A 24,679-nucleotide genomic window follows, 5' to 3' on the forward strand; every position below is an offset into this window, starting at 1 on the left:
ATGATTAATAAATTTAATCAGCTCGTTAACCATCCTGATTTAGGCAAGTTTATATTACGTGTTTCTCTTGGTGTTTTAATGTTACTTCATGGGATCCATAAAATGGAGCCCGGTGGATTAGCAGGTATACAAGGTATGTTAGCGAACTTTAACCTACCTGCTTTTATTGCTTATGGTACATTAATTGGTGAAGTGATTTGCCCTATCTTATTGATAATTGGATTATTTACGCGTGTTTCAGCCTTTGTGTTAGCAGGAACAATGTTGGTTGCAATATTGATGGTTCACTCAGGTGATTTATTTGCATTAAATCCAAAAAGCGGTGGATGGGCTCCTGAGAGTGCTGGATTCTACTTATTTGCCGCTGTATCTGTGATGTTTTTAGGTAGTGGGCGTTTTGCAGTAAGAAAAGATTAATATTATTAATAATCAATAAAATTGAATTAGTTATCTATAACTTAGTTAAATTAGATGAATAAACGCCCAAATTACAGTGTGTAATTGGGCGTTTTTTATTTTAATAATGTTCTCTTATTAAAAAATAATAGCGCTTTATTTATTGTTGAGTTGCTGGCGTTAATTTAAACACTTTCTCATTCTCACCTAACCATTGGCGAGCAACTTGGTTAATGTTGTCCACACTCAATGCGTTGATAATTGCAGGATCAGTCAATAAACGCTGATATTGCTTATCGTCTGTTGCTACTTGTGCAAGCGCATCAGTCCAATAGCTTGCGCTATCGCGTATTTGTGCGTTTTCAGTTAACCAAATATTTTTAGCTTCTTGTAACTCTTTTTCTGTAATACCAGATTGTTTTAATTCACCGACAACGTGGCGAGCAAGCGCGATAAGCTCATCCGCTCGTTCAGGTGAGGCGGTAAAGTTTAAACGACCTGTGTAGTAGCTTGTTGGCACTTTCGTTAACATCTCAGAAAAACTAAGAGAGTAAATACCACCCGCTCGTTCACGTAAGTTTAAACGCAAGCGTTGACTCACAACGGTATCGAGTAAATTTAATGCGAGTACATGTTGTTGAGACCACTGTGCAGGTGCTGCGTATTGAATGCTTATCATACTTTTATCGCTACTGGCGATTGGGTAGGTTTTACTCATCGATGATAATTTAGGTGTAATCGCAGGATCAGCCCAATGAAGTCGTTGAGATGAGCGAACGGGGATCGTTGCTACCCAACGCTCAATTAGCGGTTTTACTTGATTAAGGTTAACTGGTCCGCTAATAACTAACGTCATATCAGCCGGTTGACCTAAGATCATTTGGTTGGTTTGTTGTAATTGCTGTGCGGTAAATTGACGCCATGCACCTTGAGGATCAATCACTAAGCGATAGCCATTTTGGTAGCTCTCTTTATTAATATTATCTAAGAAAGTACGCTCTACGGGTGTTTTAGAAATACCTAATGCCATTGCCTGTTTTTGTTGCTCTAATTTTTCACCATTAAATTGTGGTGCTGTAATTTTTAGATGCATCAGTGTGAGTAAGGTTTCTAATTCATCAATTGGTGCTTCGCCACGAAAACCGTGGAATAACAGTTCGCTATAAGGGCGTAAACTAATTTGATGTTGCTTAGTAAAGAGTGATAACTCTCTTGCATTGTAATTACCATATCCACTGACTTCTGGTAATTTTAATGCCCACTGAACCATACCTAAGCTCTGTTTTGTTTCGAGTGAAGTACCGCCTGGAATACGCAGTGAAACCTGAATATTATCTTTAAGATAATTATTATTCTTAATGATAACTTTAACGTTATTACTTAGCGTCCACTCTTGTGTTTTTTCTATTGGTAATGATTGAGTAGCAACAATAGAGCCCGTTAATTCAGGGGTAATATCTAAGGTAACGGCTTGAGTTTTTAAACTAAAGGTTCCCGGATTTGACTGTCTAATTTCTTGCCAACGCTGTATTGCCTTTGTGGCATTAAATAGAGTTGAATCATTATCTGGACCAATAACGGCAACGCGTGGGGAGGCTTGTTTCAGATATTGAGCAAAGTAATTAGCCAGCATATCTGGTGTGACTTTATTGATTAATTGATAGCTTAAGTTCAACATCTGCTTTTTAGTTTGAATAGGCATCTCTAATTCAATCGCAGTGGTGATTTGATTTGCTAAATAATCATGCTCGTAGCGTTCTTCGCCCGCGGCTTGCTGGCTTAGGCGTTTTAGCATTGCGTTGCGTGCGTTATCTAACTCTTCTTGAGATACGGGCACAGATGCTAAGCGCTGTACTTCTGTAAATAAAATATCTAATGCACCTTGGTAATCAGTGTCTTTAGGGTGGGCAATCATTAGCTGTTGTGAACGACGTGGATCTAACATCGCACCTTGCGCATTAGCACTAATTGATGCAATTAAGCCGTTATCAACAATAGTTGAGAAACGCTGATTTAAAATAGATAACCATAGGGAATCCATTAAGTCTTCATATTGACCTTGGCGACTATTTAACGGCGCTGGCAATGTGCGTTGTAAGCTAAATTGTAAAATTCGTGAACCTTGCTCTTTATCGAAGATAGTTTTGACTAAGAGATCGTTATGGTCGATAAAATGATTCCATGCGGGATCATCAACGCCTTTAGCGTCACTATTTTTAGCATTAAACAGCTGTTTAATATCCGCGATAGCGTCACCTTGGTTGAAATTACCCACCAATACTAATGCCATTCTTTCAGGCTGATACCATGTATCGTAATAGCGCTTAGCATCTTTTACATCGCCTTGCTTCACGATATTAAGGTCACCAATAGGATCACGATTTAGATAGCGGCTACCGTAATAACGTAACTCTTCTAATTGGCGATTAATACGAAAACCAATGCCTTGACGTAAACGCCACTCTTCAACAATAACTGGGCGCTCTTTATCAAACTCAATAGGGTCGAATGTCATTTCAAATGCCCAGTCTGATAAGATTTTTAGCCCTGTTTTAATTTGTACTGGATTTGCATTTGGTAATGACAGTTTATAAGTCGTCGCATTTAAGCTGGTTGCAGCATTAACATGGCTACCTAGCTTCATTCCTAAACTTTCGAGCTGTTTAAAGCCCGTAGTACCCGGAAAGTGGGTTGTCCCTTTAAATGCCATATGTTCAGTAAAGTGAGAGAAGCCAAGTTGCTTTTCATCTTCTTGAACAGAACCACTTTTTACTAACAGGCGCATTTCCACACCAGTTTGTGCGCGTTGTAGCAGATAGACATCTAAGCCATTATCAAGCGTAAAATGGCGAACATCAGGGCGCAAAGCTAACGAATTGTCACTTTGCTGAGAAGGGGTGCCTGCGGCACAGCCTAAAAGAGAAAGACTGACTGAAGCAATCAGTAATTTACGATACATATTCGGTAACTCCAGCAGATAGAGGGGCGGATGCTGTTGGTGCTTTCAGTGAAATGACATTGTCTGCAATTGCATGAGTGAAACGTTGGTGACTAACCAGCGCAATACCCGCATTAGGTAAGTGCTGTTTTAAGCCTTGTAGCATCATGAGTGCATTTTGTTCATCAAGTGCTGATGTGGTTTCATCTAATAAAATTAGGTCAGGTTTATTAAGTAATAAACGTGCAAAAATAAGACGCTGTTGCTCACCACCAGAAAGTCGAGTGGTCCAATCGGTTTCAAGTGATAATTGGTTTTTAATTTTATCTAACCCAACAAGGTGAAGTACTTGTTGATACTCTTGTTGAGTAAATTGAGTTGGCTGGCAAGGGTAAGCAAGCAAATTATCTAAACGAGAGTGGGGCAGATACATCCGTTGTGGGATCCAACTGATATTGGATGAGCGTGCAATTTCACCTTTAAAATAAGGCCAATGCCCACTTAATGCTCTTAGCAGTGTCGATTTACCTAAACCGGAACAACCTTCAATCACAGTGAGTTCACCGGCATTGACGGTGAGGTTGATATCTTCAATTAATACGCTTTCATCTTGCATAAACAGTGAAAGATTGGCTTTTAATCGTGTTTTAGCGTCGTTCAATTCACTCACTTGTGGTTCATGATCATGCTCTAATAGCACCACAAAATTATATAAACGCGTAACAGTGGCTTGCCATGCTGCTATCTCTTTATACGAGAAAATAAACCAGCTTAATGCACCCGCAACACTAGCAAATGCTTGTCTTAGCTGCATTAAACCACCCAGCATTAATTCGCCAGCAAGGAATTTTGGTAGTGCAAAAATAATCGGCGCCATTGCTGTAGCTTGTTGATAGCCCACAGTAAAAAATGACAGATTTCTTTCATAGCGAATAAGGCTATTCCAGTTACGAATAACCCCTAAGAAACGACCCATTAGTTCATTGCGGTCACTACTTTCACCACGTTGACCAGCAATAGCATCGCCATGTTGTTTACGGGTAATCAACGCAGTACGGTAATCTGCCTCTTTGCGCTGTTTATCCATATTAATTTTACGCAGTGGTGAACCAATAAACTGCGTGATAGTAATACCAATAATGGTATAGATGATACAAGCCCAGAACATATAACCAGGTACTGTCCATTCACTCTCCCCTAATGTGAAGGAAAGCGCACCAGATAAAGACCATAGAATGGTAGCAAAGGAGATAAGTGTCAGTAGCGAATGCAAAAAAGTGACGGTTAAACGCATTGTTGATTCAATTAGTAAACGGATATCTTCTGCAATACGCTGATCTGGGTTATCAGGCTCTTGAGACGTCAGTCTGAGCATATAGTGTTTGCTGTTTTTAGATAACCAGCGATCAAGCACTTGCTCTGTCATTCCTTCACGCCAGCGAATGATCATTTTTTGACGTAAATAATCACCCATAACCACTACAGTAATTAACCCTATGATAATAATGACGAATTGCTGGAGAAGTTTGTATAACGCTTGACCATCAAGTTGCTGTAATGCGTTATAGAAACTGCCATTCCATTCATTCATCTTTACGTTAAACCACACCGATGAGAGGGTTAACGTGAGTGATACAATTAACAGAAACCAGCAGTAAAGGGCGGCACGCCGCCCCCAAAAAGGTGAAACTAAATAGAAAAATTGTTTTATTGTTTTCATTGCTTATTGGTCATATTTTTATTGTTTATTGACTTGGTTGCTCACATTAACTTCGTCAATTTATTAATAGTCGTAATTCACCATTAGCCAGAATTGGCGACCGGGTTCATAAGACTTGTACTCGATATTTTGATAGGTCAGATGATCAGCAACGTTCTTCGTATTGAGTACGTTGTTCACTTCAACCGAAACACCTACACCATAAGCAAATTCAGGTTGCCAACTCGCTTTGGTATCCCAAGTAAAGCGACTACTAAATTTCTGTTTTTTATAGGCATAGATATAACCTTCTGATGTATTAACAGGACTACCGTTGTTGGTTTTCTCTGCTTGTGTACGCCAGCTATTCCATTGCAAACGGTTATACCAAGTTACATTCCATTCATCCCAAACACTGGTGAGTTCCGCGGTCACTTTAAATGGCGAATTAAAGTTTCCTGACGGTAGATCTTTGGCATCAATGATCTGCCCGTTATACAACACTTTGTTGTAGTTAACATTTTGTGTATTAGGATCGAACTGAGCGTAACCAGAGTCTTTTGGTGTGTTGGTTTTACTTTGCTGCCAACTTAATGAGGCATCAAAAACGTGATATGCATCTGCTAATTCCCAAGGTTGGCTATTTTTAACCGATAGCGTCACTGTATCGTGGGAACTACGTCCTCGGTTGTTGAACTCTCGAATATTGAGTTCTTCTGGTGTTGATGCATTTGGGTATTTGGTATCACTACGAACTTCATCACGACCTTCACGATGAACATATTGTAAACGCCATGTTGTCGATGCGATTTCTTGTTGTATACCTAAAGTAATTTCGTCGTTATATGGCGTTTTTAATGAATCAACACCATCAAAGTCAGTTCGATTGAACCAAGCATTATCTGAGCAATCCATATAGCAATGTTGTAAGCCTGCATTTTGCGCACCATAAAGTGCGTAAGTGAGCATTGAACGACCGTAATAACGGTTAACACCGCCAATTGCTAATGTTTTGCCTGTTCCCCAAATATCATAGGTTCCGCTCAGGCGAGGTGAGATATTATTATTTTGAACAAAATCATCACGATCTAAACGTACACCAGGGCGCAAAGTTAAACGCTTATATTGGATATTATCATCAAGATAAATAGAGTAATTGGTGTAGGTTGCATCATGGGTACCTGAAAGATAACGCGTTGTTTGTGTTAATCCCCCCATCCATTCGCCATTCCATGTAGAACCAGAATAGCTATAACTGTAATAATCTTTATCGCGAATATATGCGCCTTTAGTCCGACTGATTTCAAATCCAGTTGTAGGACGATGGGTTACAGCACCCCATTCAACAGGATCAAAGCGCATAACACTTTTCGCACTGTAAGTTTTTTGAGTACTCTTCAGATCACCTTGACCACCACTGCTAATTTGTTCTGGGTGCTCCCAATCCGTGTAATCTTTTAGAATGATAAAATAGTTCTGATCACTAGTACGTCGATCTTCTAGATCTTGATAACTTGCTGTTAACTCTAATGTACCCAAATTAAGTTGGTGTTTATAAAGTGCCGTAAAGCTTAATCCATTGTGTTCATTGTCATAACCCGAGTTATAAACAGAACTTGAGAATAAATAGCTATTGTAACGAGCGATATTGCTCGATAAATCAAAGGATTGTTTATCTGAAATATTCCAAGAATATTTTAAGAAGTAGTTATCTGAGGTACGTGTTTGATCACGATAGTGTGGTGTTTGCTCAATTTGTTCTAGTTTACCATCGGGTGTATGTATGATCCCACCTTCGGCACTCACCATCATAGGGATGGTTGATTCTCGACGAGATGCAGAGAAAATTAGCCCTGTATTTTCGGTTAATCCAGTTTCAAACCAACCACCAAAGTTTTGTTTATCGTATTTTTTCTGGAAACGGGCTGGATTACTGTAATCGTTATTAGCCGTGTCAAAATTGAGTTTGGGATCGGTAAAAATATTATTCCAACTTGAACGAGTTGTTCGGTAATAGGCATTAGCATGCGTTTCACCAGACCAACGACGGCTTTGTACATCAACTGTACCACCTGTAAAACCACCAAATTCCACAGGAATATTGTTATCGTAAACTGTTACGCTATCTATTAAGCGGCTATCAAGGTACATCCCTTGCTCATCGCTTGAAATTTTTGTATTGGTTTCACCTAAGCCGGAGTTTGCTGGATCGAAGTCATTGTTAAAATTAACGCCATCAAGATTGTAAGCGTTTTGGTAACTACTAGAACCATGAATAGAAATGCGTGAAGGCTTAATTTCACCCTGATTCATTGATGTGCTGTCGCTATTTGAAAACTGCACTGCGGGGTTACTTTTCAGTAGATCAGTAATGTTACCATCACCTGTATTACGTTGTTTTATCTCTTCAGCAGAGATGTATTGTGGTGCTGATACTACATCGGTAGAAGGGTGATAGCTGCTTCCTACACCAGTAACTTGAACCTCAGGAATAACAATGGTGTTTATTGTTGCTAAAGGACGAATAACAAATCCACTTCCTTGTGGAATAATTTCCATACCACTGCCGATTAAAACCTTTTGTAGGGCTGTTTGAGTCTCAAACTGACCTGAAAGTGCTGGAGCACGTAAGTTTTTAACTGCATTGGCATCAAATAAGATCTGCACTTGCCCTTGTTTGGCAATCGTGCTGAGTGAGTCTGCCAGCGACTGTTCTGGCAAAGCGACAGAAACAGTAGATGCATAAGCGCAAGGCGCAACGATTGTGGTACTAATTAGTAATGCTAGTAGAGACCTCTTCAGGGTCCCTTTTTTATTATTCATACTCATTTCACCAATCCCATTCACTAACTTAATAATTGTTGTTACTAGAGAAGAGGGTGAAATGAGAATTATCCTCACCTGTAAAAAAGAATATTTTCCATCTTTCTTTTTACTTGTTGATAATTAACGCATTATTTTTATCACTAAAAACGACGTTAACTGGCAATATAAGTGGAATTGCGGTAATAAAGCTTTTTGCATCGTTAATATTGGCAACGCCAGAGACTTTCATCTTCGCAATTTCAGGTGAGGAGATTTGAATATTGATATCAAGATACGGCTTTAGTTTGGTGATGACTTCATTAAGAGGACGTTCAAAGAAATGGAGTTGCCCAAAACGCCAACTGCCAACGGAATCGATATTAACCGTGCTGATAGCGAGCGTATCACCTACTGATTGACTTACTGCCTGAGAGCCTGCATATAAATAGGTGGGCGGTGCTTTTGCAGCAGTTTTAACGGCAACAATCCCTTCATGTACAGCGATGTTAATCTGATTGCTTTGATATCGACTCACTTCAAATTCAGTACCAACTACTTTAATTAATCGACTATCAGCATGAACATAGAATGGTCGATAAGGATTTGACTTAACTTTAAAATAAGCTTGTCCTTTATCTAGCCATAAACGACGCTCTTCTTGAATATACGCGACTCTGACTTGTGTCTCTCTGTCTAAAAAAACCTTAGATCCATCGGCAAGTGTCATCTCTTTAGGCTGGCTGCTGGTGGCTAATGTCATGTTATCCATTAACAATGCGGGTAGGCGGCTGTAAGGGAGATACAAGATGGTGAGTAAGCAAACCGTCGCTGTAGTATGAATAAAAGGGCGCCAAATAGAGCGTTTTCTTTTTTCAACTAAAGGAATAGAGGGGCGTGATAAGGCTTCACAGCCACGCCAAACTTCAGCTATGGCTTGATAAGCTTGTCGATGAGTATCATTTGCTATCCACTGTTTAAATTCTTGCCGTTGCTGTGGTGTTAGCTTTTGACTGTGTTGACGAGTAAACCAAAGTGCAGCTTGTTCATCAATAAGGTCATTGAGTAAATAATCGTCAGAGTCTAAAGAAAAAGAGTCTGATACCTCATCTGTGTGAGGTTTATTTTCCGGGATTATATATTCCGGTTTACTCATCATTCGTGCGGTTCTCCTGTCCTGCATCGACATATCTTTTACAATGTAATAGCGCAGCAGCAATGTGTTTTTCAACCATACTGATTGAAATCTCCATTTGCTCAGCTATTTCGCTTTGGGATAAACCATCAAAACGATAAAGCACAAAAGCTTCTCTACGCCGAGGTGGTAAAGAGGCAATGGCTTCGCTAAGTAGATTTAAACGTTGCTGATGTTCAAGCACACATCCAGGATCAAGTTCGGTTGTGTAATCTTGAATGGCATCATCTAACTCATAATCATCTTGATAAATATTTTTCTGTTTTTGATTTTTTCTCCAATGGTCAATCAAGACGTGATTGGCAATTTTAAACAGAAAAGCCCGTTGCTCTTGCACTGGGGTTTGTTCTTTTCGGTTTAGCCATAGTGTAAACACATCTTGAGACAAATCATCTGCATCATGGTAATTACCCGTACGTTTGTGGAAAAAACGCACAAGTTGTCCATAGGTCGATTGATAGGCACAACTAATTTTTTGTGCCAATGATTTATCGCTAGCCATAATCTCTGGTGTCTAAAAAAGAGTGAAATAATAAGCTCTTACTGCTTCTCATGCGAACAAATAATGATAATTATCAAGCTAATTTTTTATGTGATTATTAATAATAAGCAATATCATTTGTGTTTGTATTATGCCTATAATTCATCAGAAAGAAAATCAGAGGCGAGAATTATGAGTAGTATGTCGGCGACTTTTCCACGCCGTGGGTCTTTTTCTATTGGTGGTTTAACTGCCAGTATTTTATTTCATGCCATGCTTGTGGTTGCCGCTGTGGGCTGGATAACCGCTAAAGATGAACAACATGGAATTTTACCGCCAGCAATGACAATGAACCTTGGTGTGTACCAATTAGCCCAAACCGAGGTTAAAGAGCTGCCCGTTGGTCCAGAAAAAGTGATGTCTGTTCCTGAACCAGCAGAAACAGAACCTGAGCCAATAAAAGAAGTGCTTGATCTACCTAAAATGCCTGTTGTTGAGCATGGTACATATGAACGAATTGCAGAAAAACCAAAAGTAAAACCTATCGTTAAGCCAAAACCTGTTGCGGTGAAAGTGCCTGATGAATTGCCAGTATCAGAAGCGCCATCAGATACCACGAGTGCACCAATTTCAGGTTCTAATTCTGCGAGTAGTGCTCAATTTAATAGTCTATCGTCAGTATCAGCAAGTGGGCATATGGGATGGGAAAGCTTAGTGCATAGCCATCTTCAAATCTATAAACGATATCCAAAGGCTGCATTACGTTTTAAAGCAACGGGTGTCACTCAACTTTCTATTATATTAAATGCAAAAGGTGAACTGTTGGAAGTAAACATACAGTCATCATCAGGTAATCGTATTTTAGATAAAGAAGCTCTCAATACCGTTAAACGCGCATCACCATTTCCAGCGCCAGAAAGTCACCGCTTAGTAAATGGAACCATTTCGTTTACAGTACCAGTCGGTTTTGATTTTAAGCAGAATAGTTGATAAGAAAATAATTAGTGAATAATAAAGTATAAATAAAAGCATCATAATAAATTAACAACAAATAAAATTAGCTTGTTATTATTCTAATTTACAATTAAAACTAAAAAACCACCGTTATGGTGGTTTTTTAGTTTTTCGTTTTGTGTTCGTCGGCATCGCAATTTTTCAGCGTCGCGAGGAAGATTGCCGTCTCTTTTATCCTCACCAACGAATTAAGAGTATCAAAGTGATGAAATAGATTCAATACTGGTTTAAATAATGAAAATTAATGTGGTGTAATTATTTAATTATCATTAATTAAATTTCAAACTAACTAAATATAAAAAAGCAGAGAATAATCTCTGCCTTTTATTATTTAAAATAAATACGTTAAGTTACGTAATTATTTTGTCATACGTTTGTACTTCATACGACGTGGTTGAATCGCATCGTTACCTAATGTACGTTTTTTATACTCTTCGTATTCAGTAAAGTTACCTTCAAAGAATTCAACTTTACCCTCATCTTGATAATCGATGATATGAGTAGCAATACGGTCAAGGAACCAACGGTCATGCGAGATAACCATGGCACAGCCAGGGAACTCTAACAAGGCGTTTTCTAATGCACGTAAAGTTTCAACGTCGAGGTCATTGGTTGGTTCATCGAGCAGTAACATGTTACCGCCAACTTGAAGCAGTTTAGCAAGGTGTAAACGACCACGTTCACCACCAGAAAGTTCACCAACACGTTTACCTTGGTCAATGCCTTTAAAGTTAAAGCGACCTACATACGCACGGCTTGGGATTTCAAAGTTACCAATACGCATAATATCTTGGCCACCAGAAACTTCTTCCCAGACTGTTTTGCTGTTATCCATGCTGTCACGGAACTGGTCAACTGCGGCTAATTTAACAGTATCACCCAGTGTTAATGTTCCTGAATCAGGTTGTTCTTGACCTGAGATCATACGAAATAGTGTTGATTTACCCGCACCGTTAGGACCGATAATACCGACGATAGCCCCTTTCGGAATAGAGAAGCTTAAATCATCAATCAGAACCCGGTCGCCATAAGACTTAGTCAGATTACTGATTTCTAATACTTTATCGCCTAAACGTGGTCCAGGTGGAATAAAGAGTTCGCTGGTTTCATTACGTTTTTGGTAATCAACGCTGTTAAGCTCTTCAAAGCGAGCAAGACGCGCCTTACCTTTAGCTTGACGGCCTTTAGGATTTTGACGGATCCACTCAAGTTCTTTTTGAATTGATTTATGGCGAGCTGCTTCAGTTGCTGCTTCTTGTTCAAGACGTGCGTCTTTTTGCTCTAGCCATGAAGTGTAGTTGCCTTCCCATGGAATACCTTCACCACGGTCAAGTTCTAAGATCCAACCCGCTACGTTATCAAGGAAGTAACGGTCGTGGGTAATTGCCACAACGGTGCCTTCATAGTCATGTAAGAAACGCTCTAACCAAGCAACAGATTCAGCATCTAAGTGGTTGGTAGGTTCGTCTAATAACAACATATCTGGTTTTTCTAATAAGAGACGACAGATAGCAACACGACGACGTTCACCACCAGATAGCTTCTCGATTTTTGCATCCCAATCAGGAAGGCGCAACGCTTCAGCCGCACGTTCTAATTGGTTATCAAGATTATGACCATCATGAGATTGAATAATTGCTTCTAACTGACCTTGTTCTTTGGCTAATTTATCGAAATCAGCATCAGGATCAGCATAAGCTGCATAAACTTCATCAAGGCGGTTTAATGCGTTTTTCAGTTCGCTTACCGCTTCTTCAACGGCTTCACGCACGGTATGTTCAGGGTTTAATTTTGGTTCTTGTGGTAAATAACCAATCTTAATACCTGGTTGTGGACGTGCTTCACCTTCGATATCTGTATCGATACCCGCCATAATGCGAAGTAATGTCGATTTACCAGCACCATTAAGACCAAGCACACCAATTTTCGCGCCCGGGAAGAAGCTGAGTGAAATGTTTTTAAGAATATGTCGCTTAGGTGGGACAACTTTCCCGACACGCAACATACTATAAACGTATTGAGCCACTATAATTACCCTTTGATTATAAAAGAGATTTTATCTGAGGTGCCCTTTTTATGGCTAAACACAATACTTTGCGTTTAAGTCGATAATTTATGACACCTAAATGAACAATAGTAGAGTCAATGTCAGTATTTTGCCAAAGACCCGAAAATGATGAAAGTCGCCAGTATACCCGATTTATAAAAGAAAACCTTAGTGAAAAGAGTGGATTTTACCCGACTTTAGCGCTTCCTCTTAAAGTCTTGATAATTTATCTTAAAGAGGGGAACTTACATTGTTAATGATTATCATATTAGCTAATGTATTTATTATTTGGCTGTTCTATTTTGAGGTGGAGAGATAACGTGGTTAAGCAAAAGTGGTCTTTAATAGTAGCGATGAGTTCATTGTGTTTTTCGGCGTGGGTACAAGCCGATTCATTAAATGAACAACGTGCTCGCTATCAAGAAATTAAAGCAGCATGGGATTTAAAAAAGAGTGATGAAGTTGAAAGATTGTTGCCTACGTTGAAGGATTATCCTCTTTACCCTTACTTAGAATACCGCCAAATTACTGATAATTTGGATATCATTGCACCTGCTGTGGTGACTGATTTTGTTGCAAAATATCCTACACTTCCACCAGCTAAAGCGTTGCCATCACTGTTTGTTAATGAGCTAGCCAAACGTCAAGAGTGGCAAAATTTACTCACTTTTAGCCCTAATCCCCCTAATCCTAAAGCGGCAAGATGTAATTATTATTACGCAAAATGGGCAACTGGTGATGTACAAACGGCTTGGCTTGGCGCCAAAGAGGCTTGGTTGAATGGTACATCAATGCCATCAAGTTGTGACACTTTGTTTGATGAATGGCAAAAAGCAGGGCAGTTAACACCTGAGTTAGTTTTAGAACGTATAAACCTTGCCATTAAAGGTGGAAATACAGGGTTGGCTGCGTATCTTGCAAGACGTCTCTCTGCTGATTATCAAACTATCAGCGATGCTTTAGTTGAATTACAAGATCAACCTAGCTTAGTTGCACGTTATGCTTCTTCGCTTTCACCAACTGACTTTACGCGTTCTATTGTGCAATCGGCATTTTCTCGTTGGGCAAAAAAAGATCCAGATGCAGCTAGAATGCAACTGGATAGCATCGCTCATGCACAGAAAATGACGGCGAGTGAACGTCAATCAATGAAAGATACCATTGCTTGGCAATATATGCCTTATGCAACTCCTGAGCAGGTTAAATGGCGTGATAGTGTTATTCAAGACACTGCTTCAGATACCTTACGTGAACGCCGCGTTCGTTTAGCCTTAAGCCAGAATCAACCTGCGGAACTGGCTTTGTGGTTAGATAGATTGTCACCTGAAAGCCAAAATAAAGAAGAGTGGCGTTATTGGCGTGCAATGGTTTTACAGTCTCAAGGTAAAGCCAGTGAAGCAAAGACTATGTTGCAACAACTGACACAAAGCCGTGGTTTTTACCCAATGGTTGCCGCTCAAAAATTAGGGCAACCTTACATTATGGTGATTGATAAAGCACCGAGTGTTAGTGCAGATATTCCAACACATGCACAAGTGCAACGAGTACGTGAACTAATGTATTGGCAAATGGACAACTTAGCGCGTTCTGAATGGGCTAATTATGTGGCTTCACAGCCAGCACAAATGCAATCTCAATTAGCACGATATGCTTTTGAACAAAAATGGGCTGATTTAGCAGTACAGGCAACCATTACAGGTAAAATGTGGGATCACTTAGAAGAGCGTTTTCCATTGGCATGGAAAGCAGAATTTGATCAATACACCAAAGATAAAACAATAGACCGTAACTATGCAATGGCGATAGCTCGTCAAGAAAGCGCCTGGAATCCACAAGCCCGTTCTTCTGTGGGCGCAACGGGATTAATGCAAGTGATGCCTAAAACAGCGGAGTTTACTGTAAAACAAGCCGGGATAACTGGATATGTTAGTAGTGCGCAATTAACTAATCCGATGAAAAATATCGAAATAGGGACTGCTTATTTAGACTCTGTTTACCAACGTTTTAATCAAAATCGTATCCTAGCAAGTGCGGCTTATAATGCGGGTCCTGCACGTGTTGATCGTTGGTTATCGGATGCTAATGGTCAGCTTGATGCTATCGCTTTTGTTGAAAGTATTCCTTTTGCTGAAACGCGTGGTTATGTGAAAAATGTGCTCTCTTTTGCTGTTTTCTACAGTTATTTTGCGGGTGAACAGCAGCCAGTATTAACAGACATAGAGTTGAATAGTCGTTATTAGTGCACAAATTAGGGATTTATCGTGGGAGCCTCTTCGTCAAGCTATAAAATATGGTATAGTTTGTACTAGTTAAAGAGTGTGGCTAAAAGAGGTTCCTACGATGCAAGATCCTGCGTTATCACCAGAAGATAATGAACACTGGTTACGATTTGTTGAATTACTGCAACACGCATTTGAACAGGGTGTGCAATATCCTGTTTTACAACTTTTAATGACGCCTGATGAACGTGGTGCACTGGCGACACGAGTACGTATAGTACAAGAGTTAATGCGAGGAGAACTAAGTCAGCGAGAACTAAAAGAAGAGCTTGGTGTGGGAATTGCTACCATTACGAGAGGCTCTAATAGTTTAAAAACAGCCCCTCATGAGGTAAAGCTGTGGCTTGAAAAAGAGCTTATGACGAAGAAATAACCAAGCAGCCATTTAATAAAAAAGCCATTGTAAAAAATGGCTTTTTGCTTTCAGGTTTCTCTAAAAATAGATAATCAGATTAGTTATTAATCTTCTCTTTGATTTAGCTCTTTATAGATATCGTGAGTAACGGGTACTAATGCAAGTACTAGTGCTTGTTGATAAACAGAAGTGCGACTTAGTAGACCATCAGTAAAGTAACCAATAGCACCACCGCGTTGCTTAATATTATCAATTTTGGTTAAGAAAGCCATTTCATCACCTAGCTCTCTACCTTCACGAATACCTTTTAAAATCCGTTCTGGCAACATTAGGCTCGCTGAACGAGATTCGCCACGGATTTGAGCATGCTCTACAACAATCCAAGCAAAGGTCATATCGTCTTCAATACCGGCTTCGACACCGACCCAAAAGTCAGCTTCAGGGCGGACTTGGCGAGCAGCCATAACGCGCTGGCGTGCGCCAGTTCTCGTTTCTGTATTCCCAATTGGTTGCTGTGGAACGCGGCTATCGACATTAATATCTTCAATATCAAAGGTATCTTTACCGAATACCTGCTCAAAGGCGAGTCTAATCGCATTGATTTTTGCTGGATTCGTAGTGGCTGCAATGACATGATACATAATGAATTAATCATCCTTTGAAAAATTTGAGCAGTATAACGGAAAAAATGTATGTTACAGGTCTATCTTGTTCGCCACGGTGAAACTGAATGGAACGTGGCAAGACGTATTCAAGGGCAATCTGATAGCCCACTAACGGCAAATGGTGTACATCAAGCACAACAAGTTGCTGAAAAAGTGAAGTCAGCTGGTATTACCCACATTATTTCTAGTGATCTTGGCCGCACTCGACAAACGGCAGAAATCATTGCACAAGCCTGTGGCTGTGAGGTGATTACTGACTCACGTTTACGTGAACTCAATATGGGCGTTCTTGAACAGCGAGAGATCGCAACATTAAATACACAAGAAGAGGCTTGGCGCAAGAGTTTGATTGATGGTACACCTGATGGACGAATTCCCCAAGGAGAATCAATGACAGAATTAGGTAGTCGAATGAAGGCTGCTTTAACGAGTTGTCTTGATCTACCTGAAAATAGTCGTCCGTTACTGGTTAGCCATGGTATTGCGCTGGGTTGCTTGTTAAGTACAGTATTAGGGTTGCCAGCTTACGCAGAACGTCGTTTAAGGTTGCGTAATTGCTCGATATCACGTGTTGATTATCAACATAGCCCTTGGTTAGCAAGTGGGTGGGTGATTGAAACCGCTGGTGATGTTAGTCATCTAACTGATACCGCGTTAGATGAAGTTCAACGTTAGAAATTAAAGCTCTCTTTAATAACCAAAAGAGAGCTTTTTCTTTTTATGCCGCTATATTTTCACGTTTAATAGGAATGTAGTATTCCAAACGTTCAATATGATCTTGTGACTCAGTCACCATATCATTACTGTAACGAACATTTTTAAGATAATACTTTTCAACGTCATAACCTTTACGGCGAGTCAGTCCCATATTAGGCAAACAAACGCCATAAATCAGGAAAAGAAACTCCTGTATTGCGCCCCGTTTCGCTTCGCCATCGAAATCAAAACGAATGTAATCACCACCTGCTAATGAGACCTCATTTGCTGCATCATCATCAATAAAAGAGGCATATTCAGATTCAACCGCAGTGGTATAAAGTACACGTTGTTCATCTTCATGTTCATCACTGTGTTGTGTGTGATGTAAACCATAGACCTGATGAGGAACCGCATTAATTTTCGTCATATAATAACGCCAGAAAGTTTGGCGCATTTCTGAGCAAGCATTTGCCCACTCTTCAAGAGTATGACTACAGGTTTGTTCAATACCAATGAGTTTTTTCTCTGGTAATTGAACAAACTCCCATTTTGGTAAATTTTGCGGTTCTAATTTTATTGGCGGACAAATACCTACTGCACACCATTCGTCGGTACGACGATAAAGTGCGGGTGTTCGCTCAAATTGTTTTTTAAACGCACGAGTAAAGGTTTGTTGTGAATCAAATCGATACTGCAAGGCGATATCTAAAATTGGACGGCTAGTTAAGCGTAATGCAACCGCGGCACGAGAGAGACGCCTTGAACGAATATAAGAGCCAATCGCTTGTCCTGTAACTTCTTTAAACATGCGTTGTAGATGCCACTTGGAATAACCAGCTTTAGTGGCAACGTTATCGAGGGATAACGGCTGATCTAAATTATTGTCAATCCAAGCGAGCAAATCACGTATGATGTTGGTTTGATCCATACATCTCCCTTCTTCATATTCGTTTATTTATAGTTATAGATGGTAAATAGCCTGAACAGCTATAACAAGTTATATTGATAGATAATTATAAAATATAGTCTTTTTCTTTAGCGGATGTACACAAATTCTTCTATCCGTTGATAAAGTATTAATTTATTCTAGTCTAAATCGCTCTTTTTTCTTTTTAATGGAACAAAGTAAATATGTTAAATTTCAAAAAGATACTGGCAGTCTCAATATTGTTACCTTTTTCATTTATGGCAAAAGCAGAAGAGATTGGCTATGTAGACACCGTATTTAAATTTTTGGGTGCCAACCATAAAATTGTCGTTGAAGCTTTTGATGATCCTGAAGTAAAAAATGTCACTTGCTATTTAAGTCGTGCAAAAACCGGAGGGATCTCTGGAAGCCTAGGTCTTGCTGAAGATACGGCGGATGCGGCAATCTCCTGCCAACAAGTTGGTCCTATTGAACTAAGTGCTAGTGTATTAAAAGGGAAAAATCGCGGTGATGTTGTTTTCCAAAAAAGAACATCTTTGGTGTTTAAAAAGCTCCAAGTGGTGCGATTTTATGATAAAGAACGTCATGCGCTTATTTATCTGACTTATTCAGATAAAGTTATTGATGGTTCACCTAAGAATGCGATTAGTGCAGTACCAATTATGCCTTGGAAAGATTGAGTTTTATTAATTAGTTAATAAAACTAATGCAAAAGTGAGTAAAAAAAAATTCTTGGCAGCCTATCTATTTATTTTTAAAAAAGTTGCCAAGATCAATTTTTACATTTTAACTATTTGCTTAATTCTTTTTATAAAACAAAAAACCCGAATGTAAAATTCGGGTTTTTTTATGCATTAAGCTATTTAAAAACGCTTAAATCACTCTTCTAAATCACCACAGAAACGATAGCCTTCACCGTGAATAGTCGCGATAATTTCAGGTGTATCTGGAGTAGATTCAAAATGTTTACGAATGCGGCGAATAGTCACATCCACAGTACGGTCATGAGGTTTTAGTTCGCGACCTGTCATTTTTTTCAGTAATTCTGCACGAGTCTGGATTTTTCCTGGATTCTCACAGAAGTGTAACATTGCACGAAATTCACTACGTGGTAATTTATATTGTTCACCAGCAGGGCTTATCAGTGAGCGGCTGTTGATATCCAGCTCCCAACCATTGAATTTGTAGCTTTCAACTAAACGACGTTCTTCAGTACCATTAACTAAGTTCATGGTACGTGATAACAGGTTACGTGCACGAATAGTTAATTCACGAGGATTAAATGGCTTAGTAATATAGTCGTCGGCACCAATTTCGAGGCCTAAGATTTTATCAACTTCATTATCACGACCCGTTAGGAACATTAATGCAACACTTGCCTGTTCGCGTAATTCACGGGCTAATAATAGACCGTTTTTACCCGGAAGGTTGATGTCCATAATGACCAGATTAATATCGTGATCAGATAAGACATTGTGCATTTCGTTGCCATCAGTGGCTTCGTGTACAATATACCCTTCAGCTTCGAATATGCTTTTCAGGGTATTACGAGTAACAACTTCATCTTCAACAATCAGAATGTGCGGGGTTTGCATATTTGCTACCTAAAATTACCAAAAATAGAAAAAGGAAATCTGCGTTTAAACTTCTGTGTGTATAGTGTGGTTATTCATTTTTGTTATTAACACGCAAAAACTTAGACCCAGATTAAAATTCGATAAATAACCATCACGTTATTACAAACATTACATTTTTAACTCTAGATGAGCGCTAAAATCAGAATGGAAAACGCCCATAGTCTATTAACAGCAATATAACACCAGTTGTATTAAATACCATCTAAAAAGCTAACTTTTGTTGACACATATCAAAATCAAGATAACAGCTTAACCTTGATTTCAATAGTTAACTATATAATTTGATTTATGTAATGTAAAAGAAAAATATATGTTAAATATAGTGGGGTTTGTTTTTTTACCAGTTTTGTTATCAAAAATGAAGTAGAATAAAATACCCTATTCTTTACAAAAGTACAAATGGCTAATTAACACTTAATAAGTAGCTTTATTTTCTGTTTCTATCCCGTATAGATAGTAATATCTATACTTCTATTGGGGTAAATATCGAATATATTTTATTTAGGTAATGGTAAATTAAGGTCTTAGAAGAAGAAAAAATTTGACATTCATCTGACTTTGCTTTAACCAGTATAGGGTCAAACAAAATTTGAGACAGACAGGATAGTTATGCGTATTTACAGCCAAGCTACAGTGACTATGAAAACAATTATTACCACCACCACCGGAATTTTATATTGCGGGGCGGGCTGGCGCATATAAAAAACGAAAAACTAAAGAGCCCGCATTGAAGAATGCGGGTTTTTTTTTGGCGAAAAATCAGGAGAGTTGTATGCGAGTGTTAAAATTTGGGGGAACTTCAGTTGCCAATGCAGAGCGGGTACTGAATGTTGCTGATATCGCTGAGAAAAAAAGAGAGCAGGGACAAGTCGCTCTTGTATTATCAGCACCAGCCAAGATAACAAACTACTTGGTTGCAATGATTGAAAAAACGGCAGAAGGAGAAGATCCTCTCACTCAAGTACGAGAAGCAGAGCAAATCTTTGCCAATTTACTGCAAGGTTTAAGAGAAAAACAGCCGGGTTTTGATTACGAAAGTCTTAAAATCAAGGTTGAGCGTGAATTTGCAGAAATTAAACACATTCTTCATGGTGTCTCATTACTCGGACAATGCCCTGATAGTATTAATGCTGCGATGATTTGCCGTGGAGAAAAACTCTCTATTGCGATTATGGCATCAGTATTACAGGCAAGGGGCTACAACGTTACTGTTATTGATCCGGTACAAAATTTACTTGCTCAAGGTCACTACTTAGAATCAACTGTTGATATTCCTGAATCAACTCGCCGTATTTCTGAACTTAATATCCCTAAAGAAAACGTTATTTTAATGGCGGGTTTTACTGCGGGTAATGAGAAAAATGAGCTGGTTGTATTAGGTCGTAATGGTTCTGATTATTCAGCAGCAGTATTAGCAGCATGTTTACGTGCAGAATGTTGTGAAATTTGGACGGATGTTGATGGTGTTTACACCTGTGATCCTCGCTTAGTACCTGATGCACGATTATTAAAAGGCATGTCATACCAAGAAGCAATGGAGCTCTCTTATTTTGGCGCTAAAGTGCTTCATCCACGTACTATTGCCCCTATTGCTCAATTCCAAATTCCTTGTTTGATTAAAAATACAGGTAATCCTGAAGCGCCTGGTACTTTGATTGGTGATGGTCAAAAAGATGACAGCACACCAGTTAAGGGGATCACTAACCTAAATAATATGGCAATGATCAACGTATCAGGTCCTGGTATGAAAGGTATGGTGGGAATGGCGGCGCGAGTGTTCTCCGTGATGTCGAGAGCGGGGATCTCTGTTGTTTTAATCACACAATCTTCTTCGGAATACAGTATTAGCTTCTGTGTGCCACAAAAAGAGTTATTACGTGCACAAAAAGCATTATCAGATGAATTCTATCTTGAGTTGAAAGATGGCGTGCTAGATCCTTTAGATATCATGAATAACGTTGCTATTATCTCTGTTGTTGGTGATGGTATGCGTACACTAAAAGGCATCTCAGCGCGTTTCTTCTCTGCTTTGACTCGTGGCAATATCAATATCGTTGCTATTGCACAAGGCTCTTCTGAGCGTTCAATTTCAGCGGTTATCGCTAATGATTCAGCAACTAATGCTGTGCGCTTATGTCACCAAATGCTATTTAATACTAATCAAATAGTTGAGGTCTTTATTGTTGGTGCTGGTGGTGTTGGTAATGCATTGATAGAACAGATTCACCGTCAACAGCCATGGTTGAAAAATAAACATATCGATTTACGTGTGTGTGGAATTGCAAATTCACGAGCCATGCTAACGGATATGCAAGGTATCGACTTAGATAATTGGCAACAAGCACTGAAAGAAGCTAAAGAGCCTTTCAGTTTTAGCCAACTTATTCGTTTAGAAAAAGAGTACCACTTCTTAAATCCAGTGATCGTTGATTGCACATCAAACGAAGAAATTGCGTTGCAATACGCAAACTTCCTACAAAATGGTTTTAACGTGGTTACACCAAACAAAAAAGCGAATACGCTGTCGATGGATTATTATCGCCAAATAAGACAAGCCGCAGAATCTTCGCGTCGTAAATTTTTATATGACACTAACGTAGGTGCGGGTTTACCTGTTATTGAAAACTTACAGAACTTGCTTAATGCAGGTGATGATTTAGTACAGTTTAATGGTATTCTTTCCGGATCATTATCTTATATCTTTGGTCAATTAGATGAAGGTAAAAGCCTGTCTGAAGCCACATTATCAGCGAAAGAAAAAGGCTTTACTGAACCCGATCCTCGCGATGATTTATCAGGAATGGATGTGGCTCGTAAGCTGCTTATTTTGGCACGTGAAGCGGGTTATCAATTAGAACTAAGCGACATAGATGTAGAGCCAGTCTTACCTGCCTCTTTTGACAGCTCTGGTGATGTAGATAGCTTCTTAAGTCGTTTGCCAAAAGCAGATGTTGAGTTTGATGCAAAAGTTGAGCAAGCACAAAAAGCAGGCAAAGTATTACGCTACGTAGGCGTAATTAATGAAGGCAAGTGCCAAGTTAAAATAGCCGCGGTTGATGCAAATGATCCACTATTTAAAGTAAAAAATGGTGAAAATGCTTTAGCTTTTTATACTCGCTACTATCAACCAATTCCGCTAGTGCTGCGTGGATATGGTGCTGGTAATGATGTTACGGCTGCAGGGGTATTTGCAGATGTATTACGTACATTGTCGTGGAAACTGGGAGTTTAAGCGTGGTTAAAGTTTATGCACCGGCATCAATAGGTAACGTGAGTGTCGGGTTTGATGTATTAGGAGCAGCGGTTTCTCCAATTGATGGGCAATTACTGGGTGATTGCGTCACAGTTGAAGCCGCCGCTAAATTTGTTCTTAAATGCAAAGGTCACTTTGTTAGTAAGCTACCGCCAGAACCTGAACAAAATATTGTGTATCAATGTTGGCAGCTGTTTTGTGAAAAACTAGGCAGTGAGTTTCCTGTGGCAATGACGCTAGAAAAAAACATGCCAATAGGTTCAGGATTAGGATCGAGTGCTTGCTCAGTTGTTGCTGCATTAGTTGCACTCAATGAATTTGCTAAAAAACCGTTTAGTGAAAGACAACTATTACTGATGATGGGTGAGCTTGAAGGTCGTATTTCTGGAAGTGTGCATTTTGATAATGTTGCACCTTGTTATTTAGGTGGTTTACAGCTTATTTTAGAGCAAAACGACATTATTTGTCAGTCGGTGCCTGCTTTTGATGATTGGTACTGGGTAATGGCATATCCGGGTATTAAAGTGTCTACGGCACAAGCTAGGGCTATTTTACCTAAGCAATATTCAAAAGCTGATATTATTAATCATGGTCGTTATTTATCTGGATTTATCCACGCTTGTCATACACAACAGCCAGAATTAGCTGTAAACCTAATGAAGGATGTAATTGCGGAGCCTTATCGCACTCAATTACTTCCAGGCTTTGATAAAGCGAGAGAAGCCTCACAAATGAAAGGCGCATTAGCTTGTGGTATTTCAGGTTCTGGACCAACACTTTTTACCATCTGTGATTCATTGTCAGTTGCTCAAGACATTGCCGAATGGTTAAAACAACACTATGTACAAAACGATGAAGGATTTGTACACATTTGCCGTTTAGATACTCGTGGCGCAAGACAGATAGGGTAAATCATGAAATTATACAATTTAAAAGATAATCAAGAGCAAGTCAGCTTTGCACAAGCCGTAAAGCAAGGCTTAGGAAAGCAGCAAGGTCTATTTTTTCCACAAGATTTACCTTCATTTTCTAAAGCTGAAATTGACGAGTTACTGGCACTTGATTTTGCAACTCGCAGTAGCCGTATTTTATCGGCATTTATTGGCGATGAAATTCCAGCAGATGTACTGGCTAAACGTGTTAGTACTGCTTTTGCATTCCCAGCACCCGTTACACAAGTTGAAGATGATATTAGCTGTTTAGAATTATTCCACGGTCCTACACTTGCATTTAAAGACTTTGGTGGGCGTTTTATGGCGCAAATGCTGACTGAAGTTGCCGGTAATCAGCCCGTTACTATTTTAACAGCAACATCAGGTGATACTGGTGCTGCTGTTGCTCATGCTTTTTATAAGCTTGAGAATGTTCAAGTGGTAATTCTTTATCCAGAAGGCAAGATTAGCCCATTACAAGAAAAGTTATTTTGTACTTTAGGTGAAAATATTCACACTGTTGCAGTGAAAGATGATTTTGATGCTTGTCAGGCACTGGTAAAACAGGCGTTTGATGATGAATTCTTAAAGAAAACCATGTATTTGAATTCTGCAAACTCAATTAATATCAGTCGTCTTTTAGCACAGATTTGCTATTACTTTGAAGCTGTGGCGCAAATTCCTGCTGAAAAGCATGAACAATTAGTGATTTCAGTACCAAGTGGTAATTTTGGTGATTTAACTGCAGGTTTACTGGCTAAATCAATGGGATTACCCGTAAAACGCTTTATTGCTGCAACGAATGTGAACGATACCGTTCCTCGTTATTTAGATAATGGTAAATGGGAACCAAATCGTACAGTCGCAACACTGTCTAATGCGATGGATGTTAGCCAACCGAATAACTGGCCACGTATTGAAGAGTTATATCGTCGCAAAGGTTGGGATCTTTCTGATCTTGCTCATGGTTCAGTTAACGATGAAACAACAGAAAAAACGGTGCGTGAATTAGCGCAAAAAGGGTATATTTCAGAGCCTCATGCTGCTGTAGCGTATCGTTTATTACGTGATGAACTACAAGAAGGTGAATTTGGTCTGTTCTTAGGAACTGCGCACCCTGCTAAATTTAAAGAGAGTGTAGAGCGTATTTTAGGTGGTGAACTGCCGTTACCTACTGAATTGGCAGAGCGTGCAGATAAGCCATTATTATCACATTTGTTACCTGCTGATTTTGCACAATTACGTGAGTTCTTATTAGAAAGAGCACCTAAATAAAAATCAATAATAAATATATTAATAATTTATTATTTAATTAATTTTTATTATAAAATTATAAAATAAAAAAAGCTTAACTTAATT

The 24,679-nt window shown here is 39.2% G+C and carries 18 protein-coding genes; 9 read left to right on the plus strand and 9 right to left on the minus strand.

The annotated features are described in order from the left end of the window. Positions 1-417, plus strand: a complete 417-nt coding sequence (locus ABN099_RS03940; RefSeq protein WP_349462389.1) for a DoxX family protein — start codon at positions 1-3, stop codon at positions 415-417. 139 nt (positions 418-556) lie between these two features. Here the strand turns inward: ABN099_RS03940 and ABN099_RS03945 are convergent, their stop codons facing one another. The 5 genes from ABN099_RS03945 to ABN099_RS03965 all read right to left on the minus strand — a co-directional run bounded on the left by ABN099_RS03945 (position 557) and on the right by ABN099_RS03965 (position 9,532). Then, complete coding sequence (locus ABN099_RS03945; RefSeq protein WP_349462390.1) at positions 557-3,355, minus strand: M16 family metallopeptidase; 2,799 nt, start codon at positions 3,353-3,355, stop codon at positions 557-559. Continuing rightward, positions 3,345-5,054, minus strand: a complete 1,710-nt coding sequence (locus tag ABN099_RS03950; protein ID WP_349462391.1) for an ABC transporter ATP-binding protein/permease — start codon at positions 5,052-5,054, stop codon at positions 3,345-3,347. Before ABN099_RS03950 ends, ABN099_RS03945 begins: the two co-directional genes overlap by 11 nt. 63 nt (positions 5,055-5,117) lie before the next feature. Beyond that, positions 5,118-7,862 carry a TonB-dependent receptor gene (locus tag ABN099_RS03955; RefSeq protein WP_349462392.1) on the minus strand — a complete coding sequence of 915 codons (2,745 nt, stop codon included), beginning with the start codon at positions 7,860-7,862 and terminating at the stop codon, positions 5,118-5,120. 103 nt (positions 7,863-7,965) lie between these two features. Further along, positions 7,966-8,994: a FecR family protein gene (locus tag ABN099_RS03960; protein WP_349462393.1), complete on the minus strand. Its 1,029-nt coding sequence runs from the start codon at positions 8,992-8,994 to the stop codon at positions 7,966-7,968. Next, on the minus strand, positions 8,984-9,532 hold the full coding sequence (locus tag ABN099_RS03965) for an RNA polymerase sigma factor (protein ID WP_349462394.1): 549 nt from the start codon (positions 9,530-9,532) through the stop codon (positions 8,984-8,986). Before ABN099_RS03965 ends, ABN099_RS03960 begins: the two co-directional genes overlap by 11 nt. Positions 9,533-9,703: 171 nt before the next feature. On the opposite strand from ABN099_RS03965, the gene ABN099_RS03970 reads away from it, so the two are divergent. Next, positions 9,704-10,501 carry an energy transducer TonB gene (locus tag ABN099_RS03970; RefSeq protein ID WP_349462395.1) on the plus strand — a complete coding sequence of 266 codons (798 nt, stop codon included), beginning with the start codon at positions 9,704-9,706 and terminating at the stop codon, positions 10,499-10,501. Between the two features lie 382 nt (positions 10,502-10,883). Here ABN099_RS03970 and ettA read toward each other — a convergent pair whose 3' ends face one another. Next, positions 10,884-12,551 carry an energy-dependent translational throttle protein EttA gene (gene ettA / locus ABN099_RS03975; protein WP_349462396.1) on the minus strand — a complete coding sequence of 556 codons (1,668 nt, stop codon included), beginning with the start codon at positions 12,549-12,551 and terminating at the stop codon, positions 10,884-10,886. Between the two features lie 341 nt (positions 12,552-12,892). On the opposite strand from ettA, the gene sltY reads away from it, so the two are divergent. Together sltY and trpR are read left to right on the plus strand one after the other, a co-directional pair. Next, complete coding sequence (gene sltY, locus ABN099_RS03980; RefSeq protein WP_349462397.1) at positions 12,893-14,812, plus strand: murein transglycosylase; 1,920 nt, start codon at positions 12,893-12,895, stop codon at positions 14,810-14,812. A gap of 100 nt (positions 14,813-14,912) precedes the next feature. Next, positions 14,913-15,224, plus strand: coding sequence for a trp operon repressor (gene trpR / locus ABN099_RS03985; protein WP_349462398.1), 312 nt, complete (start codon positions 14,913-14,915; stop codon positions 15,222-15,224). Positions 15,225-15,310: 86 nt separating this feature from the next. Here trpR and yjjX read toward each other — a convergent pair whose 3' ends face one another. Beyond that, positions 15,311-15,847 carry an inosine/xanthosine triphosphatase gene (gene yjjX, locus ABN099_RS03990; protein ID WP_349462399.1) on the minus strand — a complete coding sequence of 179 codons (537 nt, stop codon included), beginning with the start codon at positions 15,845-15,847 and terminating at the stop codon, positions 15,311-15,313. A gap of 51 nt (positions 15,848-15,898) precedes the next feature. On the opposite strand from yjjX, the gene gpmB reads away from it, so the two are divergent. Continuing rightward, positions 15,899-16,546 carry a 2,3-diphosphoglycerate-dependent phosphoglycerate mutase GpmB gene (gpmB, locus tag ABN099_RS03995; RefSeq protein ID WP_349462400.1) on the plus strand — a complete coding sequence of 216 codons (648 nt, stop codon included), beginning with the start codon at positions 15,899-15,901 and terminating at the stop codon, positions 16,544-16,546. Between the two features lie 43 nt (positions 16,547-16,589). On the opposite strand, the gene robA is transcribed toward gpmB, so the two are convergent. Continuing rightward, positions 16,590-17,498, minus strand: a complete 909-nt coding sequence (robA, locus tag ABN099_RS04000; RefSeq protein ID WP_349462401.1) for an MDR efflux pump AcrAB transcriptional activator RobA — start codon at positions 17,496-17,498, stop codon at positions 16,590-16,592. Positions 17,499-17,701: 203 nt separating this feature from the next. On the opposite strand from robA, the gene creA reads away from it, so the two are divergent. Then, positions 17,702-18,178: a protein CreA gene (gene creA / locus ABN099_RS04005; protein WP_349462402.1), complete on the plus strand. Its 477-nt coding sequence runs from the start codon at positions 17,702-17,704 to the stop codon at positions 18,176-18,178. A gap of 198 nt (positions 18,179-18,376) precedes the next feature. Here creA and arcA read toward each other — a convergent pair whose 3' ends face one another. Beyond that, on the minus strand, positions 18,377-19,093 hold the full coding sequence (gene arcA, locus ABN099_RS04010) for a two-component system response regulator ArcA (protein ID WP_349462403.1): 717 nt from the start codon (positions 19,091-19,093) through the stop codon (positions 18,377-18,379). 814 nt (positions 19,094-19,907) lie between these two features. Here arcA and thrA point away from each other — a divergent pair. From thrA to thrC, 3 genes are read left to right on the plus strand one after another with little or no spacing between them, the layout of a single operon-like run. Beyond that, on the plus strand, positions 19,908-22,367 hold the full coding sequence (thrA, locus tag ABN099_RS04015; RefSeq protein WP_349462404.1) for a bifunctional aspartate kinase/homoserine dehydrogenase I: 2,460 nt from the start codon (positions 19,908-19,910) through the stop codon (positions 22,365-22,367). 2 nt (positions 22,368-22,369) lie between these two features. After that, positions 22,370-23,299 (plus strand): homoserine kinase, encoded by a 930-nt coding sequence (gene thrB / locus ABN099_RS04020; protein WP_349462405.1) that lies wholly within the window; start codon positions 22,370-22,372, stop codon positions 23,297-23,299. Between the two features lie 3 nt (positions 23,300-23,302). Further along, positions 23,303-24,595, plus strand: coding sequence for a threonine synthase (gene thrC, locus ABN099_RS04025; RefSeq protein WP_349462406.1), 1,293 nt, complete (start codon positions 23,303-23,305; stop codon positions 24,593-24,595). Positions 24,596-24,679: the final 84 nt, after the last annotated feature.

Source organism: Proteus hauseri (assembly GCF_040139125.1).
In the GTDB taxonomy this organism is placed as follows: domain Bacteria; phylum Pseudomonadota; class Gammaproteobacteria; order Enterobacterales; family Enterobacteriaceae; genus Proteus; species Proteus hauseri_B.

Bases quoted from the DNA above. Each gene is read 5' to 3' on its own strand.
- ABN099_RS03965 (WP_349462394.1), bottom strand. From the start codon at position 9,532: ATGGCTAGCGATAAATCATTGGCACAAAAAATTAGTTGTGCCTATCAA.
- thrC (WP_349462406.1), top strand. From the start codon at position 23,303: ATGAAATTATACAATTTAAAAGATAATCAAGAGCAAGTCAGCTTTGCA.
- thrA (WP_349462404.1), top strand. From the start codon at position 19,908: ATGCGAGTGTTAAAATTTGGGGGAACTTCAGTTGCCAATGCAGAGCGG.
- yjjX (WP_349462399.1), bottom strand. From the start codon at position 15,847: ATGTATCATGTCATTGCAGCCACTACGAATCCAGCAAAAATCAATGCG.
- ABN099_RS03945 (WP_349462390.1), bottom strand. From the start codon at position 3,355: ATGTATCGTAAATTACTGATTGCTTCAGTCAGTCTTTCTCTTTTAGGC.
- ABN099_RS03940 (WP_349462389.1), top strand. From the start codon at position 1: ATGATTAATAAATTTAATCAGCTCGTTAACCATCCTGATTTAGGCAAG.
- ABN099_RS03960 (WP_349462393.1), bottom strand. From the start codon at position 8,994: ATGATGAGTAAACCGGAATATATAATCCCGGAAAATAAACCTCACACA.
- robA (WP_349462401.1), bottom strand. From the start codon at position 17,498: ATGGATCAAACCAACATCATACGTGATTTGCTCGCTTGGATTGACAAT.
- arcA (WP_349462403.1), bottom strand. From the start codon at position 19,093: ATGCAAACCCCGCACATTCTGATTGTTGAAGATGAAGTTGTTACTCGT.
- ABN099_RS03955 (WP_349462392.1), bottom strand. From the start codon at position 7,862: ATGAGTATGAATAATAAAAAAGGGACCCTGAAGAGGTCTCTACTAGCA.
- ABN099_RS03950 (WP_349462391.1), bottom strand. From the start codon at position 5,054: ATGAAAACAATAAAACAATTTTTCTATTTAGTTTCACCTTTTTGGGGG.
- creA (WP_349462402.1), top strand. From the start codon at position 17,702: ATGTTAAATTTCAAAAAGATACTGGCAGTCTCAATATTGTTACCTTTT.
- trpR (WP_349462398.1), top strand. From the start codon at position 14,913: ATGCAAGATCCTGCGTTATCACCAGAAGATAATGAACACTGGTTACGA.
- gpmB (WP_349462400.1), top strand. From the start codon at position 15,899: ATGTTACAGGTCTATCTTGTTCGCCACGGTGAAACTGAATGGAACGTG.
- ABN099_RS03970 (WP_349462395.1), top strand. From the start codon at position 9,704: ATGAGTAGTATGTCGGCGACTTTTCCACGCCGTGGGTCTTTTTCTATT.